Raw genomic sequence first — 19,345 nt, forward strand, 5'->3', positions numbered from 1 at the left:
TTTTATAACGAGTTATTCAACTTGCCGGTAATTGCTGGGCAGTACCTTGCATTTATCCACTATTACACCAAAATAAATGGCAGACCACCTGCAAATGCTGATTTTCAAGCATATTTCCATGCTGATCCAGCCAGTGTGCAGCACATGATTATTGCCTTGGAACACAAAGGCTTAATTAATAAAATCCCAAGAACTCCTCGAACTATTTCGCTCGCTGTACCTAAGTGTTGTATCCCAGACCTTGATTAACAGATTTCAACTTGTCAAAATTAAATGGAAAAGGTACTAGTATATATATTCTGATGCCTTTATATAATATGCTTAATGATCAGACACTTAAACTTATTGAAAATTTTCAAATACCAGAAGCGCTGTCAAACGTTATTGATGCACTGCAATGTACAGGCATAGATTACGCAATTGTCAATGAGCAGGAAACATGGTGTGCACCACTATTATTACACCCTTTTGCAATACGTTTTCACAAACACCCCTCATACCGTATAAGCGACCCATTTCACAATTATATATTAACCCCATTTTTGCCAAAACTATGTGAGTTAAATCTATTCACACCATTTTCACCTAAATGGCAAGAGTTGTTTTATTCACAAGACAATACAGCTACTTTTCCTTGCTGCATTGCCTATTCATATTACTTACAAATCAATAAAACAATACACCGCTTTGTACTTTATTATCACTCCATCCATGACATTAAGTATCTTTATCTTAATCTTGCAAACCTTAATCAAATGCTACATAAACTGGTCTTATCGCTTTCATCATTAAGCGTACAATACTACCAGGATTTTATTCTACCCAGACATATATTACAATCGATCACATTACCAAAAAATTGGTACCAACAACCTGATAAGATAAATTTAATGGCACATTTTGGGTTGACAAAAAAAGAGTTGAAATATTTTACAGTCCTATCCCAGGGTATTAATGATAAAAAAATGGTCGCAGACAAAATTGGCATTTCTACTCGCACAGTGGAAAACTATACACAAAGCATCAAGCAAAAGCTTAGCTTTGAGGAAAATTATCAACTCTTTGAATACGCCAAACTCTACAATAACTTATAATCCTTACATCGCTCATAAACTATATAAAGTAGTTCTTGTAAAGCAAAATAATGATAAGTACACATAGCCCTTTTTTTACCAGAAATTACCAGGGTAACGAATCTTCCATTATTCATGAATTGTTACTATTAAAATAATCTTATTCTTATACAGGCACACTCAAAAAAGTATATTTATTAAACAAAATTGTTTACTATTCAAAAATAATTTGTTAAATTAGCGCAAATCATATTATGCTGACTTTCAATCTTGAGAGTTTTTTGATATGCAGTACTATTTATAAACAATCCCAAGGAGAACTAAATAGGTATGAGAGAAGTCGCTTTTTTTGAAAAAGACAGGAAAGGATTACTTGTTAACATCAATGCGCATTATCTAAGCGATTTAGGTATTCGTGATAGTCAAGAACTCATTGGTAAAAAGGAAGTTGATATTAAAGTGCTTGAGCCTTTCCATGAGATGCATTCAATCGGCGAGCGTGAAGCACGTCTTTGTCGCGGATTATCCATACAAAAAGAACTCTTTTATTTTCACGATACAGGGATACAACAGATTATTACTACCCGCCGCTACTTTCCAACTGGGCCTATTGAAATCAGAGGGTTTTATTTTAAACTCAAAGAAAATGCCATCACCTGGGATGGGCAACAGCTACATATACTTAACTTTTACAAACCGATTCAACTCAATCTTTTTCGCTTTTATGTACTTGTATTAAAATGTCGCGGTCATAGCAATCAATCTGTCAGCAATATTGTGTGTCGAGCTGAGTCCACGATCCGAAACATTGTACAAGACCTTTATTGTAGTTTTGAAATTTTTGATTTTGTTACCATTGCTCGCTATTTTGAGCTTGGACAATGGCTAAATGACATGACAATCTCACTTCTAGAAAAGCACTACTTAACCAGTTCAACATTAGAAAAAAGCCGTGCTTAAATAGGTTACATTACATGATACAAGCCTCATCTACATTAAATTTACTTGCAATCCCTGGTAATGCAAAATCTTTTGCAAGGCGGCTTACAGCGCCACAGTATCAAAAATATTTATCGAAACTAACCACTGCATCAAACCAGTGCTTTTACTGCCAGCATACACCTGACAAAAATCAAACGCTTTATATTACCAATAAAGACCATAACTATGATAATAATGAATTTGACAACCTTGTCTTAAGTTGTTATTTCTGCAGCTATTGTCAATTACTTGATCTTCCTTACGGAAAAGATCAGGAAAAACAACATATTATTTACTTACCTCACATCTCACAAATAAAGCTAAATCAAACTTACCACCAGTGGCAAAAGATGCTTCAATCTAAAAAAAATGTTTTTGAAATTCAAGAAGCACTAACTGAACTTTATGCACTATCTGATGAGCTTATGAATAAATTAGGCTATCATACAAATTTTCAAGATCTTTTGGGGCTTTTCTATCGCCCTTACTACAATCACCCTTTACTTAATAAATTGCGCTGGGTACCTGATTTTGATACACTTGCTTCTTTTATGATTTAATGCCCGATGCTATTGTTTTTTATGCAGAAAAATCATGATTATATAAATGGAAATTGAAACATAAAATGCATTTGATGAGAATGCTTGAAAAATAACAGCACCGGATATAGCGCCAACCAAAAAAGATAAAATTAAAATCAGATATAGTCTTATTTTCCACAAAGCGACCTGATTGTTTTTAATCCAATGCGCGATCAGCACGCCTAAATCTGTTGTTGTCCCAGTCATATGAGTCGTACGAATTAACGCGGAACCATAATGCGTTGTCATAGCATTTTGAACACCCATCGCCCCTGCTAGAAGATATTCACAGCCCATAATATGATAACGCAGTAATATCATTGCAACAATTACCAGCATCAGTTGTAGCATCAAATTAACGCGATAACGATAATCTCGATGATAATACTCGCTCTTCACGATTAAACTGCTAATAATTGCACCAATCAAAAAAGAAAATATCAAGAGCATCATACGAAAGAACATTAAGATATCGTGCTCAGCAAAATAGGTGCCTGCATAGGCAATATTTCCGGTAACATATCCAACAGAGTTATGCAGAAAACTCACCAATGTTGCCGCATTGATAAATCCGCCATTAAATGGTAATAGTACAGCGGCAAAGTACACCCAAACTGGTGATTGTGGAATTGATTGCTTCATTCACAAAAATCACATTAATGATTAAACATATGCATCTGGATTCTATCTTCTTATTGATACAATTTGCAAGCCCTTATTGACAGACATTATAAATTGGCCAGCATAAAGCATCGCTTGACTTTATGATGTTTTAAATTATAATAATCTTTAATTATTATAATTGGAAAATCAACTGTGAAATATCAAACTTTATCAGGAAGCGGCTTTACACTGGCAAGTGCCCTACTTTATGCAATACAAGCCGCTGTTATCAAACTATATGCAGGCAACATCTCTTTACCCATGATCGTCTTTAGTCAAAGCCTTGTTGCTTTGATACTACTTATGCCCATCCTTTTATATCAAAACAAGAAAGTACCTGATAACCTCCTTGCAACCAAAATACCGCTTTTACATTTATGGCGTACTGTATTTAGCTTAGGTATCAGTTATTTTCTTTTTGCCTCACTTTATTACATTCCACTTGTTGATGGTGTATTACTTGCCAATACCGCACCATTTTTTATTCCCTTTATCTTATTGATTTTTGCAAAACAAAAGCTGCAGCATACACTATGGTTACCGCTTGCTATTGGGTTTATTGGCATTATCTTTATTCTAAAACCAGATGGAAAATTATTTGACTATCACGCACTTATCGCATTAGGCGCAGGACTTTCAATGGCAGGATCTATTACGATGGTAAGAAATATATCAACGCAAGATAATAGCTTAACGATCATTTTTTATTATTTTTTATTTTCAACCATCATTGCCGGGATTGCTGCTATGATATTTTGGCAGGAAATCACACTTAATATCTTCATGCTCTTAGCTTTAATTGGCCTTTTGTTTTTCTTCGTGCAATACCTTTTAGTTATTGGATTAAAGTATATTACCGCACAAAGCTTTTCAGTGCTTTATTATGCAAATGTTATTTTCGCCGCAATTTTAGGAATGATTATATTTCATGAAGTTTCAGACACTTTATCTATTATTGGAATCCTGCTGGCAATTATCAGCGCAATTGTTATAATCAAACAACAAACCTTAAAACAAAAAACAGCATAATGACGGTTCCTTCACCCACAAATTTTCTAGAGTTCGCTATTTGTGATACAGGACTTTTAATTCGAAAATTATATAATATTCATGCCAAATCACTTGGATTAAATGTCTTAGATCGCCGTGCCTTAGTGCATATTCACTTTCGACCGAAACAAACACAAATTGAGCTTGCAGGACACCTTGAGATCGAGGCGCAGAATCTTATTCGTGTATTAGATAGACTCGTTAATCAAGGCTATATTAAAAAAGTGCCTCACCCTTCAGATAGACGTGCTAATTGTATTCAGATCACATCTTCAGGAGAGGAGATTCTAAATAAGCTTAATCAAAAAGTTGCACAGAGCTATCAGCAGATGTTAAAAGACATCTCACCAGAATCCCAAGAAAATCTACTTCATACATTAGAAACATTAAAAGCAAACTTAGCAGCAATTATCGACGATACTGATACCGTGTAACTTTCCGCTTTTTTGCATTTTATGGAAATTTGCCAAGCTTTGATCTACATTTAATAGACATACCGAAAAGCAACAATAACCATGCATGAGCAAACAAGTTATCTGCCACCAATGTTAAAAATATGGTTTGGCATTATTATCGCAACCATTGTTTATGTTGCTGCTATCTATGCACCATTTGGAACATTCACACCGGCAGGAAAACATACTTTTGCTGTTTTTTGTGTTGCTGCGTTTTTATGGATTAGTAACACCTTCCCCTTGGCAGTAACTGGTATTATTGTGCTTGTTCTATTGCCTTTATCAAAAACAATTTCTGCCAACGATATTTATAGCTATTTTGGAAATTCAGCTATTTTTTTTGTACTGGGTGCTTTTATTCTTGCAAGTCCTATTATGCGCTCAGGCTTAAGTAAACGCATCGCAATTTCTATTATTGCCAAATTTGGGAAAGGCCCCAAAAGGCTTGTTGGCTCGATCTTCTTTTTATCTAGCTCTTTGGCTTTTTTTATTAGTGAGCATGCCGTAGCCGCTATTCTTTTACCCATCGTATTAGAAATCGTTAATGCTGCAAATGTTGGTAAAAGAAGTCGCTTTGCATTTGCTTCATATATGGCCATGGCATGGGGTGCTATGATTGGAGGTTGTGCAACACTTTTAGGTGGTGCTCGAGCGCCACTTGCACTTGGCATCCTGCAAGATACTTTTTCTTATCACACCAAAATGGGAAACTATAGTGAAATAAGCTTTGTTCAGTGGACTTTCTGGGTAATCCCGATTGTGATCGGTGTCTTAGCCGTTGCTTGTTGTTTTTCTTTGATGATTGTACACAAAAGTAAGGTGGATATTGCCAAGGCAAGACTCACATTAATGAGGCATAAGCAACAAATTGGTAAGATTAGCAAACGGGAAGTCCTCACTTTACTCACCGTATTAATCACCATTATGCTGTGGGTTGGATATGGTAATCAGCTGGGATTAGACTGGATTGCACTTTTTGGCGTTATCCTTGCCTTTAGCATTAAAATCACGGATTGGAAAGAAGTAGAAAAAGATGTCCAATGGGGCGTTATTATTATGTATGGTAGTGCGATTGCTTTAAGTGTTGCACTGCGTAACACAGGTGCTGCACATCAGATTGTACTATTAATCATTAATCTTGGTATTCAATCCCCTTTTATTATTCTAATTTTACTTATTATACTAGCCGCCATTTTAACAGAGCTTATGAGCAATGCTGCATCTGTTGCTGTTCTATTACCCATAGGGCTTGCACTGTCCGTTGAATATGGTATTGATCCACGCGTTGTCACACTGGCGATTGCAACAAGTGCAGGGCTTACTTTTATGTTACCTGTTAGCACCCCTGCAATGGCTTTAACCGTTACTTCAGATTATGTAAGGCTTCATGAAGCAATGCTATGGGGCATTATTTTAAAAATTGCAGGTGTGATTCTTATTATTGCAGTTGCTGCTATTTACTGGCCTTTGACTGGATTAAGCCTGACTATTTAATATCTTTTAGCTTGCCTTATTTACCTACTATTAACAACAAGAATGGTATATAAAAAGTGGTATAAAATAGTTTATAAGCCATATATAATCATCGTTAAATCAATCTATCTATATTTATTATGAACGATACACTCCTTGGCATAGTAAAATTATTAAACGATCATGACTATATTGATGGCAATAGTATTGGTGCAAAGTTAAATATCACACGGGCGGCAGTCTGGAAAAATATCCACCAGTTACAACAGCAATATGGTATTGCAATTCGCGCAAGTAAAGCCAAAGGCTATAAACTGCAACAACCCTTAATTTTGTTAGACCAGGATAAAATCAAACAAAAGCTTATCCATGAACAAGTAAAACTTGAATGCTTTAATAGCATCGACTCTACTAATCGTTATCTTCAAGATATTAATGATGATACTTATTTATATCATATTTGCCTGGCTGAGCACCAAAGCAAAGGCAAAGGACGCTTTAGCCGATCCTGGTCATCTCCTTTTGGCCAAAATATCTATTTATCGCTTAAAACAAATCTTACTAAAGACATGAGTGAGCTTTCAGGTTTAAGTCTTTCGATTGCCACTGTCATTGCCAACGTGATTCATAAAGACTTTCCCATACTAAACCCTAAGATAAAATGGCCAAATGACATTTATCTAAATGACAGCAAACTATCGGGGGTTTTAATCGAAGTCAAGGCTGAATCTAACTATCAAAGTCAGGTTATTATTGGTATTGGGCTTAATGTGAATATGACTCAGCAAAATGAAATTAATCAAGAATGGATCTCACTTTTAAAGGCCACAGGAGCCACTGTTGACCGTAATCAACTTGCCACCCACTTAATCAACGCTTTGATTGATGCACTTATTGTATTTCAAAATAAAGGTTTCACTCCATTTATCGATGCATATCAATCACTTGATTATCTTACTGGCAAAACAATTTCACTTAGCCTACCCAATAACACGATTATCACCGGCATCTGCCATGGGATCAATCAGCATGGTCATATTATGCTTAAAAAGAATGATAAAATACACACCTTTGCTTCAGGTGAAGCGTCTTGCTATCAATCATAAGCACATAGAAAATTAAGGGCTAAAATCTGGCACAATTAAAACGCTGCTTGAATCCAGTCAAGTTTATCTGCTGTGATAGAAATCACATCAAAGCGACATGGCAAGCACTGATATTTAACATTTTTTTGTAGAAAAATCATACTTGCCTTGCGAATTTTTTGCTGCTTTTGATAGGTCACCATTTCCAGCGCCGTACCAAATTGTCCATTTTTTCGCTGCTTAACCTCAACAAATAGCAGCTGATTTTCTAAGCGCCCAATTAAATCAATTTCGCCCAGTGGCGTTGTGAAATTTCTCTGAATCAGGCAAAATCCTTTTGTTTGCAAAAACTGCAATGCTTTTTCTTCTGCTTGAGCGCCAATTTTATTACTCATGTCTATCCAATACCACTATGTTTTAATAGCGCATCGACTTCAGGCGCACGACCACGTAATTTAAAGAACAAATCAGCCATTTTTTGCGCACCCCCTTTTTCAAGCACGCATGTTAAAAAGCGCTTTCCCGTTTCTTTATCAAGAATATCACCTGTCTCTTCAAACATTGCAAAGGCGTCACTTGATAAAACTTCAGCCCATTTATAACTGTAATAGCCTGCTGCATAGCCACCTGCAAAAATATGGGCAAAGCTATTTTCAAAACGATTATACTCCGGGACATCAATCAAGGCTGTGTCTTTTCTTATTTCAGTTAAAATGTGATGCACATCGATACTCTTAGCATCCGCTTTATGCAACGCCATGTCAAATAAAGCAAATTCCAGTTGTCGCACCATCATCATGGCAGATTGAAACTTTCTTGAAGCCAGTAGTTTTTCAAATTGTGCTTTTTGTAATGGCTGGCCTGTTGTAATATGTTTAGATATAAGCGCAAGAGACTGAGGTTGCCAGCAGAAGTTTTCCATAAACTGGCTTGGCAGCTCAACGGCATCCCACTCAACCCCATTGATCCCTGAAATTGGCAGATAATCCACCTGAGTTAAAATATGATGCAAAGCGTGTCCAAACTCATGGAACAAAGTCAACACCTCATTATGGGTTAACAAAGCTTCTTTGTTTGGCTCAGGCGGCATAAAATTACAAGTCACATAAGCAACTGGCAACTGTATTTCACCTTGTTGCTTTTTATAACGCACTTGGCATTCATCCATCCAGGCACCATCTCGCTTATTCTTTCTGGCAAATAAATCAATCAGCACCTTGCCACGGATTTGATCGTCCGCATCATAAAACGCATAAAGCTGTGTATTTTCTTCATAGCGGTCGAATTCAGGCTCGTGGATTGCTTTGATACCATAAATTTCAGCTAATATATCAAATAACCCTTTTAATACCTGAGATAATGGGAAATAAGGCCTTAACTCATCTTCAGTAAAGTCAAACAAATGCTTTTTTAGCTTTTCACTATAATAGCTGACATCCCAGGGTTTAAGCTGCCCTTCAAGCCCATGCGCATTTGCAAATAGCTGTAAAGTTTCCAGCTCTTGCTTTGCCTGTGGTTTTGCTTTTTGCAGCAAATCATGTAAAAACTGCTCAACAGTATCAACATCCTTGGCCATTTTTGTTTCTAATGAAACTTCAGCGTAATTTTCCATGCCCAACAGCTGTGCTTTTTTTTGTCTTAGATTCAAAATCTCCTGCATAAGCTTTGTGTTATCATAACTTTTATCATCCGCATAACTTGAAGCACGCGTTGTATAAGCTTGATAAAACTTCTGGCGCAATTGCCGATTATCAGCCTGTTGCATTACTGCAAGATAAGTGGGCCCATCCAGCCCAAGCACATACCCTTGCTTTTGTTGCATTTTCGCTTTATCAAAAGCGGCATTAATCACCTGTTGAGATAATCCCTCAAGTTCACTTTGACTCTTCGTACAGTATTGCCATGCCATTGTTGCATCCAAAACATTGTTTTCAAACTCGCTTTGTTTTTTTGATAAGGCAATACTCATTTCTTTAAACTGTTGGCGTTTATCATCCGCTAGCGCAATGCCTGAAAGTTTAAAATCTAAAATTGCATCTTCAATCGCTTTTTTTTGCGCAAAATCAAGAGTTTTATCTTGATTTAAAACTTGCTGGTAAGCGTTTAATAATCGTTTATCTTGCGAGGACTCAGTCATATACTCTGAAACTTTTTCTAAAGCCTGTTGATATACTTCACGTAATTTTGGCGTATTTTTTACCGCATTTAAATGTGCAATTGGGCCAAATGCCTGTGATAGTTTATCTTCTGCTTCATCAAGCTTATAAATGAAATCTTGCCATGTAAAGTTTTGTGTTTCTAGTAAACTTTCTTTAAGTTGCCGACATTTCACAAGGTTCAGATCCACTTCTTTAGCGGCCAAATCTGGATCAAAAGCTGAAAAACAAGGCAGATCCGACTCTTTAACGCAATCACTTACTGACATATGATAAATCCTATATTTGTACTTCATTCTTACCTTTCTTTATAATACACTTATTCCACAATAAAAAAAGCGCTTTAAATTAAATGTCTATAAATTTTTCTGATATTTTTATCCACTTTATGATGTTTATCATCCCTATGCTATTTGCCATTACATTACATGAGGCTGCGCATGGCTATATTGCTAAAATACGTGGTGACAAAACCGCGTATCTTATGGGTAGAGTAAGTCTAAATCCAATTCGCCATATCGATCCTTTAGGTACGATTATTTTACCTACAGCGATGTTTTTGCTTGGCACTGGATTTTTGTTTGGTTGGGCAAAACCTGTCCCGGTAAACTTCAACCAGTTAAAAAAACCTAAGATTGATACCATTTTAGTTGCAATTGCAGGCCCGCTTGCCAACCTTGTCATGGCTGTTGGCTGGCTTTTACTTTGGAAATATGTGCCAAATTTTGGCTTTCATCAAATGGCGCAATTTGGCATTATACTCAACCTGATGCTTATGGTGTTTAACCTTTTGCCTATCCCACCATTAGATGGTAGTCGGATTATAAGCGCAATATTACCTTATAAGGCTGCATTAAAATATAATGCACTTGAACGCTGGGGGTTTTTAATCGTTCTTGTATTATTATTTATTCCAATTGGGCAAAGTAATCTATTAGCCATGATACTGATACCTATTATTAATAAACTCCTATTAACCCTTCAATGGCTTTTTTTATAAACAGGGGAATCTATGCAACTTGAATTAGAAATACCCGATAGTGATATTTATGTAAAGCATTATACCGCTGGTATAATTAAGCTTGCGAATACCACACACAATAAGAGTATCATCTTTGATCGACATGCTATTATTCAAGAAAACTGGCCAGTTAAAACAGTTGACGAGCTAACTCTGGAGAGCATTGAAATTCTTCTTGATGCACCTTGTGATATTATTTTACTTGGCACTGGTGTGAAAACTACCCTTCCACCTAATGACGTTATTGCTACCTTTGCCCGTGCTGGAAAAGCGCTTGATTTTATGAGCTCGGATGCCGCATGTCGCACATTTAACATACTCGCCCAAGAAGCCCGCGAGGTTATTGCCGCAATTATTGCATGAAAACTTCGAAAAAAGCATTACCATAATTGATAATTATCTGATATAAGCTAAGATTGTAGAGTGTTCTCATTTGTTCAATTGTTAAAAATAAAGAAGGATCGTTAACCATGAAAAAGATTATCATGCTCACCGCTATCTCCTCTGCTGTTTTATTATCTGCATGTGCTAGCAATCAAAACACTAACAAGCCGCCTGAAGGAAATTTCCATGACTGGTATCAAAACATGCACAACAACAAGGATCAGGCGAAGGATAATACAAAAGCGCAGGTTACCCCTCAAAAAGCACAAAAGCCTGTAACATCATCTCAAATGACTACCACAACACAGGATAACAATATCCCTCAGTCAGAGGTTAAATTAAGTGTTAAAGATGATCGCTTAATCGCAAAACTTTATACCAATTGGAATAGTGCTAAGCAAGGAACATTACAACTGCACTGGATTGCACCACCAAATTCACAATGTATCAGTACAACATTCCCTATCATGAAATATAAAGAAAATCGTGACTATTCTTGGGCATATCGCACCTTAGACCACAACGCAAAAGGACTTAATGTCAGTTGCGCTGGCTTGTGGCAAGTAGAGGTTATCTACAAACCAACCAAGCAAATCGTTGGTAGTGCATCACTTAATGTCCCTAAGGACTTTAATAAGTAACAAACATACCTAGAGATATTTTATCACCTCATATTTCTTTCTTTATCTTATTTTACAAACAGTTGTCCATAAACACTTCACGGTAGTATGCTATACCCATCGTAAATCATTCTGAGGTGTTCGATGTCGAAGAAGTTTTTGAGCGATTGGATTGCAGGTAATAGCAAGGACTATTGGCAAAATTACATCGCTCAAAAATACAAGAAATGCGATGACAGAAATACTGTAAAATGATTTGTGATGGGTATATACCACTATATCCGCTTTGGTAGTAAAAAACATAAGGGAATACAAAGCAGTACAGATAAAGGAATAATCACAAAAGAAACCTGATACTTAATTAAATGATCCACCACGTGATAGCGCATGAAAGCAAAAGATGTCATATGAGCAATAAGCCAACCAATCAGTGGAATGAAAACTGCTGCAATAATATTATTTACCAGGTTTACGCCTGAAACTGCTGATGCAGTTAGGCCTTTAGGCGCAATGCACTTTCCGATATCAAAGGTTAAAACCTGTGGACTTATGACAACCCCCATTAGTATAAAGCCAATTGAGAATAACCATAAAGGCATAGGAAGGTAAATAAGAATTCCTGTCATCACAAGCAATAACGTACAACTTCCTATCAATAACGCACGATATCGATCGGTATAAGGTGCAATAAAGGCAATTAGCACACAGCCAATTGCATTTCCCATAAACAGTAATGAATTAATATTTGCCGCATCTGCTTCGATTAAATGAAATTTATACTGAACAAACCCAACACCCCACATCGTTGCCAAAACATTGATTGGCATAAATAAAAAACCGCCTATCAATGCATTTGCCCAAAAACGATAATTCAAACAGAGATGGCCTAATTGTTTGAGTTTTTGCCATAAGTTGCTTTGGTGCTTAGGCAGGCTTGCTGTGATTGCTTTTGGATTATCTTTGATAAAGATCAACATTAAAACAAAAATAACAAATCCTATATAAGTAAAAACCTCATTACCATTGCGCCAGCCCAGATCTCTCACCAATGTCGATAGGACTGTATCGGTAAAAAAGCCGCCTAACAATCCCAATATGGTTGTTAAAGAAATAAAACTCGAGAAAAACCGTTGCGGTAGCCACATTGCGGCTAATTTTGCGGCCCCGATAAACCCAAATGCAGAACCAAAGCCCATTAATAATCTGCCGATAAAAGCCATCATAAACCCATCTGCGTGGGAGAATAAAAAATTCCCTAAAACACATGTAAACATGGCAAAAGAGACAACTATTTTTGTATTAAAACGATCTAGTATTAGTCCTGCTGGAATTTGAAATAAAATATAGGTATAAAAATATGCCGCACCTAATAAGCCAATACCGGCGGTATTCAGTCCAAGCTCTTGAATTAAAGGAGTCACCATGACACTTGGCGCAACACGAATAAAAAAATCATAACTGTAGAATAATGCAGCAAGCAAACAGATAAACCATGCAAAAATTGTTTTCAAGTTAAAACGATTTTTCATAAATCAAGATACTTAATAAATTATTTATTTTGTAGCATTTAAACATAACTTGATTGATTTTAAAGTGTTTTTTTTAAAAAAACCTTATTTTGATCAAATAAAGTGGCACGACGCATAATTTCACACCTAAAATGCTTATTTCTTTCTACTTAAAAAATAGTTTACTTTCAGGACAAACAAGCTACTCTGTTAAAAAACATTTGCTGCCAGAAATAGATTTATCATGCCTGAATTGCCAGAAGTTGAAACGGTTAAAAACGGGATTACGCCACACATCCTTAATACTTATATTGAAAAAGCGACGTTATATCGCCAAAAACTACGCTTTGAACTAGATCCTGATTTTGTGAAAAAATTAACGGGTCAAAAAATCTTGCAAACCTCACGCCGTGGCAAACACTTAATCATAAAGATGCATTCGCGCAACTTAATTATTCACCTGGGCATGTCAGGAACTTTGCAGATTACCGATAAACAAAACTATCATATCAAAAAACATGATCACATCGTTTTAACACTTAGCAACCAAAATGTTTTATTTTTTAATGATCCACGACGATTTGGTTACTGGCATATATGTGATGAAGATCCTTTGTTACACAGCTGTTTTAAAAACTATGGGCCTGAGCCTTTGAGCAATGATTTTGATGCTGCATATCTGTTTGACATCGTAAAAAGCAAAAAACAGACAATCAAATCTGTTATTATGAACAATAATATTGTCACAGGTGTTGGTAATATCTATGCCTGTGAGAGCTTGTTTCATGCTGCTATCAAACCGACACGTTTAGCAAGCGCACTTAATTATGATGAATGCAAAGCACTTTGCCAAGCTATAAAAAATGTCTTACAACAAGCAATCACTCAAGGTGGAACAACATTAAAAGACTATAAGAATGCACAAGGGAAACCTGGCTATTTCTCACAATCATTATACGTCTATGGCAAAAAAGGGATGCCTTGCTTAAAATGCCAAAGCCTGATTGAATCCCTGGTTATTGCACAACGAAATACATTTTTCTGCCAAAAGTGCCAACGCTAAAATACTATTGGTAAGGAATAATCCTTTTGTGGATTTTTGGAAAACATTTTGCACGAGCCAATCAGTAGCTTTTGAGTTTTATCATAAAATTCGCTACACTGTTGCTCTGGTTAATTCAATACGTATCACTGATGAAAGCAAACTACTTTGATGCTATAACAATACTCAAAACACGTGAGTTTCCCTGTTATATTATTACCGGTGATGAAGCCTTCCAAAAAACAAGGCTTATCGATCAAATCAGATGTCACTATCAACAGCAAGGTTTTGAGCTTGTGACTGAACAGTCTGCACAACAACAACCCGGCTTCCTTTATCAACAACATAATAACTTGAGTTTATTTTCAACTCAGCGACTTTTACAATTAAGCTTTACAAAACAGCCTGATAAAAACACACAACAAGCCCTTAATGAGATCTGTACACAGACAAATAATAAAGAAGATCGATACTTACTTGTTTTTGACCATTTAACAAGCGCACAACAAAAAGCAAAATGGTTTCAAACACTTTCACAGAATGCTTTACACATTCAGTTATGGCCTGTGAGTATTCAAGAGGCGATACGCATCATCAAACACGAGATTAACAACCAAAAAAAAATCACGCTTAGCCATGATGCTATTGCTTTGATTGCGCAAAAAACAGAAGGAAACCTGCTTGCTGCAGATCAGATTATTCGTCTTTTATCCATGCAAGCGCAAACACAGTTTGACTGTTCAAATATTGCAGATTTTCTTGAGAACTTTATGAGTTATGATGTGTTTGATCTAACACAAAGCATTGTTTACCAGCAAAAAGCGCGATCATTATCGATCCTTCAGCAGCTGTTAAATGAACAGTTTGAGCCAGCTGTTATCTTGTGGGCAATCTTAAGAGAGTTGCGAATTTGGATTTTACTGGCTAATCAAAACATACAGGAGCAACAAAAAACGTTTATTAGCCACAATATCTGGCGCAGCAAACAAACAGCTTATTTAAAGCTTATTCGCTACTTTTCTTACCAACAATTAAACCATTTAATGGAAAGTTGTTTTAATATTGATCTTGTGATTAAAGGCGCCAAAAAAGGTAACATTAAACAGCAATTAACTGCACTTATTTGTCAACTTCATCATGCTTAGTCGTTTTTGCCTGCCTGTATTTGAAAAAAACGGCCGCAAAACTGCCAGACAAGGCATATAACATAAAAATCACAAATAATGTTATCGATGGGTCAATAAAAATAACAGCAATGAAAAAGACCACAAGCACTGCTTGGGTGAAAACAAGCTTACCCTTAAGATCAAAATCCTTAAAGCTTCTGAATTTAATATTGCTGACCATCATTGCAGATAAGTAAAGCGTAATGATCGTGGCAAAAAAAGTTACACCCCCTTGGGCAACTTTATATCCTAAACTATTGCAAAACCAGACAAACCCCGCAATCGTTGCAGCAGCTGATGGGCATGGCAATCCAGTAAAATAGCGCTTGCTCTGCTCTTCCAACTGTGTATTAAACCGTGCAAGTCTTAAAGCAACGCACGCTAAATAGATAAATGACACCGCCCAACCAAACTGTGCAATATGTTTCACCGCCCAAAAATAAATAATAAGTGCCGGGGCAACACCGAATGAAACAATATCTGCCAATGAGTCATATTCTGCACCAAAGGCACTTTGTGTATTTGTAAGCCTTGCCACTCGACCATCCAGACTATCCATAATTGCGGCAAGAAAAATACAAACAGCAGACAGGATAAAGTGGCTGTTAAAGGCTGAGACAATAGCAAAAAAACCAGCAAAAAGACTGGCTGAAGTAAATAAATTTGGCAAGATATAAATCCCTTTGCTGCGATGCTCTGGCTGTTCTTCTTTCATATTGCTATCCTTTCTTATCATCTTGTTTTTAGCTTTCACATTTTCTGTCTTTGTTTTAATAAACGCGGCAACGGAAAAGTTACTTCTTCTTTAACACCTTCAAGCTCACTGATCTCTGCATTAAATGTGTTTTGCAAGAAAGAAACAACATCCTGCACCAAATACTCAGGTGCCGAGGCACCAGCCGTAACGCCACAACTTACTTTATCCACAAACCAGCTGGTATCAATATCGTCTTTATCATCAATTAAATAACTTTTCACTCCTGAGTTTTCAGCAAGCTCACGCAAGCGATTTGAGTTTGAGCTATTTTTGGAACCAACGACCAAAACAATGTCCACCTCTTTTGCCAATGCTTTTATCGCATTTTGCCGATTTTGTGTTGCATAACAAATATCTTCTTTTTTCGGCACAGCAATTTTGGGGTATTTTTGTTTTAGCGCATGAACAATACCTGCTGTTTCATCGACTGATAAAGTTGTTTGTGTTGCATAGATTAAACGTGATGGATCATTCACCTGAAGCTTTTGAACATCCGCAACATTTTCTACCAAATAAATTTTAGCATACTGGTTATGATACTGCCCTAAAGTTCCTTCAACCTCTGGATGACCTTTATGGCCAATCAAAACACATTCAACACCTTCATTACTTGCTTTTTGGACTTCTTTATGCACCTTTGTTACTAAAGGACAAGTGGCATCATAGATTGTTAAATTTTTCTCTTTAGCAATTTCTTTAACACTTTGAGAGACACCATGTGCACTAAAAATACATACAGAATGATCGGGCACTTCATCTAATTCTTTAACAAAAATCGCCCCCTTTTGCTTTAAATCATTCACAACAGCACGATTATGTACGACTTCATGACGCACATATACTGGATGCTTCTCAAGATTTAATACTCTTTCAACAACATCCACTGCACGAGAAACACCTGCACAAAATCCCCTGGGATTTGCCAGTATAACTTTCATGATACAATCTCCTGATCTGAGACTTCTAATATATCCACATCAAATAAAATAACCTGACCAGATAATGGATGGTTAAAGTCAACCGTCACTTCGTTATCTTTAATCTCTGTAATCACACCTGGCAACTCCGTACCATCTTTTTGTGAAAAAGCAACGATCAAACCAACATCAAGCTCCATATCATCTGGGAATCGCATTTTAGGCACTTGATAGATCATGGCAGGATGCTTATCACCAAAGGCATCTTCAGGCATAAGCATAATTTTGCGATTAACGCCTGCACTTAAGCCTTGAAGCTCCTTTTCAACTTTTTTTGAAAATGTCCCTTTTCCCATTTGGAAGACATAAGGACGCTCATAGTTTCTTGTATCTTCAGCAATACTGCCATCTTTCAAACGAATTTTAAAATGCATTTTTACAAAGCTATTTGCTTTTATTTTCATTATCAACCCTTGACTGTCATTTAGGTTTCGTCTATCAATTAAACAAAACGTCGGTTCTTTTTATAACTGCCAACATTCTACGAGATTTATAAAAAATGCACAAATATTCCTTAGTCAATTGCCTGAAATTGCGTTTAAAGTTTCATAAATTCATAATGAGAATGCTGATTTTATTGTTTATAACACCAAGCTTAATCTTGGCAAATACAGCAATCAAGCCCTATTATACTTTTTTTGTCCCTTACTACCTGGTTGAAGATACGCCACAACTTGGCGAGATTACCGATTCACTCGATGGCCGTGTTTTACTCTCTGTTGGCACAATTATTTATGTAACGCACGTCCCAAAAAGCCAAACATATGATCTAATGGCTAAAGTCGATTCATTTTCACACGATGATCATGATAAAAAAACTTATCTATTAAAACAGGTTGGTAAGGCAGTTTTCAACAAACAACAAAGCAATATGACAGTGATGACGATCACGAACGTGATGCAAGAAATTCAAAAAGGCGACTATGCGCTTCCTAAACAGGAACTTTTCCAAAAACTACCCGATGCGATGATTCAATTGAAATCAAACTTGCATGGAAAAATTATCAGCACACTTGAAGGTATACAGATTGCCAGAAAATATCACTCTGTCTTAATTGATATTGGCAAGCAAGATGGGCTCATGCTTGGCGGCCGTGTTTATTTTTTTAGCGACAAAACTGACAATCACCCACCAAAATATCACGGCGAAGGTTTTATTTATCGCCTGAGTGATCATTATGCTATTGCTTTAATTACCAATACTGACCAAGAGATTAATGCTGATGATATGGTTTCCACACAAATAAATAAAGGGCGCATAATGTATGACAAAGCAACAGCAATACTGTATTTAACCCCTGCTATTAGCTACCGCATATATCAAAGACTTTTACATCTTGGCATTGACCTTGATGATTTTATCTCCAACCCTTGCCGATATCAACCACAAATGCATCTGTCACAACAAAGCATTGTTTTTTTAATTCACAAAAAATATGAGCCCTTATATGATCGCATTGAAAGCTGGCTTGAACAATCCAACAAGCACCATCTAATCACCATAAACAGTGCGGCTTATCCAAAACTGCTCAAAGAAATTCCAACACCACCTTTATTATTATTTGCATCAGGCGATATTAACCTTTTAAACCAGACCCAATTAGCCGTTGTTGGTACACGTCACCATACCCGCTACGGACAGGACATTATCGATGCTTTTTTACCTGATTTAATTGCACAGCAGTTAATTATCACCAGTGGTATGGCCATTGGTATTGATACATTGGCACATAAACAGGCATTAGCACAAAATGGCAAGACCATTGCGGTTTTAGGCACTGGTATTGATATCTGCTATCCTTATCAAAACAAATCACTCTATCAAGAGGTACAGTCAAATGGACTTATTGTATCAGAATTCCCCTTAGGATCTCAGCCAAAACGTCATCACTTTCCACAAAGAAACCGTATTATCAGTGGGCTTTCTCAAGGTGTGCTTGTAATAGAAGCTGCCCATAAAAGCGGTTCTCTTATTACCGCTTTTCATGCCATCGAGCAAAATCGTGACGTGTTTGCAGCTCCTGGCAATATTTTCCACCCGAGTATGCAAGGCTGTCATTACTTGATTCAAATGGGTGCCAAGCTTGTCTGTTCAGCTCAGGATATTCTTGATGAGCTCATACTTCCTGTTGAATCAAAACCTCATCAAAGTGTATTGCCTTTGCCAAAGCTTGATATGGATGATGATGCACAACAAATTTATGACTGTATAAACTCCACTTGCACCTCCATTGATCAAATAATTGAATATACAAACTTAACATATACACAAATAACTGGCATACTATTCCAATTAGAAATGGAATCGCTGATTAAAGTGGTTCCTGGCGGGTACCAACGTATATAACTTTGA

21 protein-coding genes are annotated in these 19,345 nt (G+C 36.6%); 14 read left to right on the forward strand and 7 right to left on the reverse strand.

All coding sequences use genetic code 11. The features are described 5' to 3' along the window. The 4 genes from DNK84_RS09040 to DNK84_RS09055 form a co-directional block, all read left to right on the forward strand. Positions 1–249, forward strand: a 249-nt coding sequence (locus DNK84_RS09040; RefSeq protein WP_328587420.1) for a LexA family protein, incomplete at its 5' end; no start/stop codon positions are given. 53 nt (positions 250–302) lie between these two features. Continuing rightward, complete coding sequence (locus DNK84_RS09045; RefSeq protein WP_119344203.1) at positions 303–1,094, forward strand: helix-turn-helix transcriptional regulator; 792 nt, start codon at positions 303–305, stop codon at positions 1,092–1,094. A 309-nt stretch (positions 1,095–1,403) separates the two neighbouring features. Next, on the forward strand, positions 1,404–2,033 hold the full coding sequence (locus DNK84_RS09050; RefSeq protein WP_119344204.1) for a hypothetical protein: 630 nt from the start codon (positions 1,404–1,406) through the stop codon (positions 2,031–2,033). A gap of 14 nt (positions 2,034–2,047) precedes the next feature. Next, positions 2,048–2,614 (forward strand): hypothetical protein, encoded by a 567-nt coding sequence (locus DNK84_RS09055; RefSeq protein WP_119344205.1) that lies wholly within the window; start codon positions 2,048–2,050, stop codon positions 2,612–2,614. A 9-nt stretch (positions 2,615–2,623) separates the two neighbouring features. On the opposite strand, the gene DNK84_RS09060 is transcribed toward DNK84_RS09055, so the two are convergent. Further along, positions 2,624–3,277, reverse strand: a complete 654-nt coding sequence (locus DNK84_RS09060) for a YoaK family protein (protein WP_119344206.1) — start codon at positions 3,275–3,277, stop codon at positions 2,624–2,626. 174 nt (positions 3,278–3,451) lie between these two features. Here DNK84_RS09060 and DNK84_RS09065 point away from each other — a divergent pair, with 174 nt between their 5' ends. From DNK84_RS09065 to DNK84_RS09080, 4 genes are all read left to right on the forward strand, one after another. Then, entirely contained in the window at positions 3,452–4,327 is an 876-nt protein-coding gene (locus tag DNK84_RS09065; protein ID WP_119344207.1) for a DMT family transporter, read from the forward strand. Continuing rightward, the gene (locus DNK84_RS09070) at positions 4,327–4,782 is read left to right on the forward strand and encodes a MarR family winged helix-turn-helix transcriptional regulator (RefSeq protein WP_119344208.1); all 456 of its coding nucleotides are present in this window, start codon (positions 4,327–4,329) and stop codon (positions 4,780–4,782) included. The genes DNK84_RS09065 and DNK84_RS09070 overlap by 1 nt, the downstream gene beginning before the upstream one ends. A gap of 81 nt (positions 4,783–4,863) precedes the next feature. After that, positions 4,864–6,297 (forward strand): SLC13 family permease, encoded by a 1,434-nt coding sequence (locus DNK84_RS09075; protein ID WP_119344209.1) that lies wholly within the window; start codon positions 4,864–4,866, stop codon positions 6,295–6,297. 119 nt (positions 6,298–6,416) lie between these two features. Beyond that, entirely contained in the window at positions 6,417–7,382 is a 966-nt protein-coding gene (locus DNK84_RS09080) for a biotin--[acetyl-CoA-carboxylase] ligase (RefSeq protein WP_119344210.1), read from the forward strand. 35 nt (positions 7,383–7,417) lie between these two features. Here the strand turns inward: DNK84_RS09080 and DNK84_RS09085 are convergent, their stop codons facing one another. Both DNK84_RS09085 and DNK84_RS09090 read right to left on the reverse strand, forming a co-directional pair. Further along, positions 7,418–7,756, reverse strand: a complete 339-nt coding sequence (locus tag DNK84_RS09085) for a YraN family protein (protein ID WP_119344211.1) — start codon at positions 7,754–7,756, stop codon at positions 7,418–7,420. 2 nt (positions 7,757–7,758) lie between these two features. Further along, positions 7,759–9,786, reverse strand: coding sequence for a M3 family metallopeptidase (locus DNK84_RS09090; protein ID WP_119344212.1), 2,028 nt, complete (start codon positions 9,784–9,786; stop codon positions 7,759–7,761). Positions 9,787–9,875: 89 nt separating this feature from the next. Between DNK84_RS09090 and DNK84_RS09095 the strand changes: the two genes are divergently transcribed. From DNK84_RS09095 to DNK84_RS09105, 3 genes are all read left to right on the forward strand, one after another. Further along, the gene (locus tag DNK84_RS09095) at positions 9,876–10,517 is read left to right on the forward strand and encodes a site-2 protease family protein (RefSeq protein WP_162902343.1); all 642 of its coding nucleotides are present in this window, start codon (positions 9,876–9,878) and stop codon (positions 10,515–10,517) included. Positions 10,518–10,529: 12 nt separating this feature from the next. Then, positions 10,530–10,901, forward strand: a complete 372-nt coding sequence (locus DNK84_RS09100) for an Mth938-like domain-containing protein (RefSeq protein ID WP_119344214.1) — start codon at positions 10,530–10,532, stop codon at positions 10,899–10,901. Between the two features lie 107 nt (positions 10,902–11,008). After that, on the forward strand, positions 11,009–11,563 hold the full coding sequence (locus tag DNK84_RS09105) for a TUL4 family lipoprotein (protein WP_119344215.1): 555 nt from the start codon (positions 11,009–11,011) through the stop codon (positions 11,561–11,563). A gap of 254 nt (positions 11,564–11,817) precedes the next feature. On the opposite strand, the gene DNK84_RS09110 is transcribed toward DNK84_RS09105, so the two are convergent. After that, positions 11,818–13,071: an MFS transporter gene (locus DNK84_RS09110; RefSeq protein WP_119344216.1), complete on the reverse strand. Its 1,254-nt coding sequence runs from the start codon at positions 13,069–13,071 to the stop codon at positions 11,818–11,820. A gap of 223 nt (positions 13,072–13,294) precedes the next feature. Between DNK84_RS09110 and mutM the strand changes: the two genes are divergently transcribed. Both mutM and holA read left to right on the forward strand, forming a co-directional pair. Then, positions 13,295–14,113, forward strand: coding sequence for a bifunctional DNA-formamidopyrimidine glycosylase/DNA-(apurinic or apyrimidinic site) lyase (gene mutM / locus DNK84_RS09115; RefSeq protein ID WP_119344217.1), 819 nt, complete (start codon positions 13,295–13,297; stop codon positions 14,111–14,113). Between the two features lie 131 nt (positions 14,114–14,244). Then, the gene (gene holA / locus DNK84_RS09120; protein WP_119344218.1) at positions 14,245–15,237 is read left to right on the forward strand and encodes a DNA polymerase III subunit delta; all 993 of its coding nucleotides are present in this window, start codon (positions 14,245–14,247) and stop codon (positions 15,235–15,237) included. Here the strand turns inward: holA and pssA are convergent. Genes pssA through fkpB form a run of 3 tightly spaced genes read right to left on the reverse strand, consistent with a single transcriptional unit; the run spans position 15,212 to position 17,396 of the window. After that, positions 15,212–15,973 (reverse strand): CDP-diacylglycerol--serine O-phosphatidyltransferase, encoded by a 762-nt coding sequence (gene pssA, locus DNK84_RS09125; protein ID WP_119344219.1) that lies wholly within the window; start codon positions 15,971–15,973, stop codon positions 15,212–15,214. The two genes, holA and pssA, sit on opposite strands and share 26 nt — an antisense overlap. 35 nt (positions 15,974–16,008) lie before the next feature. Then, entirely contained in the window at positions 16,009–16,953 is a 945-nt protein-coding gene (gene ispH, locus DNK84_RS09130; protein WP_119344220.1) for a 4-hydroxy-3-methylbut-2-enyl diphosphate reductase, read from the reverse strand. Next, complete coding sequence (gene fkpB, locus DNK84_RS09135) at positions 16,950–17,396, reverse strand: FKBP-type peptidyl-prolyl cis-trans isomerase (RefSeq protein ID WP_119344221.1); 447 nt, start codon at positions 17,394–17,396, stop codon at positions 16,950–16,952. Before fkpB ends, ispH begins: the two co-directional genes overlap by 4 nt. A gap of 161 nt (positions 17,397–17,557) precedes the next feature. On the opposite strand from fkpB, the gene dprA reads away from it, so the two are divergent. Then, entirely contained in the window at positions 17,558–19,339 is a 1,782-nt protein-coding gene (gene dprA, locus DNK84_RS09140; RefSeq protein WP_162902340.1) for a DNA-processing protein DprA, read from the forward strand. The last annotated feature ends 6 nt before the right edge of the window (positions 19,340–19,345 follow it).

The sequence above is a fragment of the Facilibium subflavum genome, from assembly GCF_003574485.1.
GTDB lineage: Bacteria > Pseudomonadota > Gammaproteobacteria > Francisellales > Francisellaceae > Facilibium > Facilibium subflavum.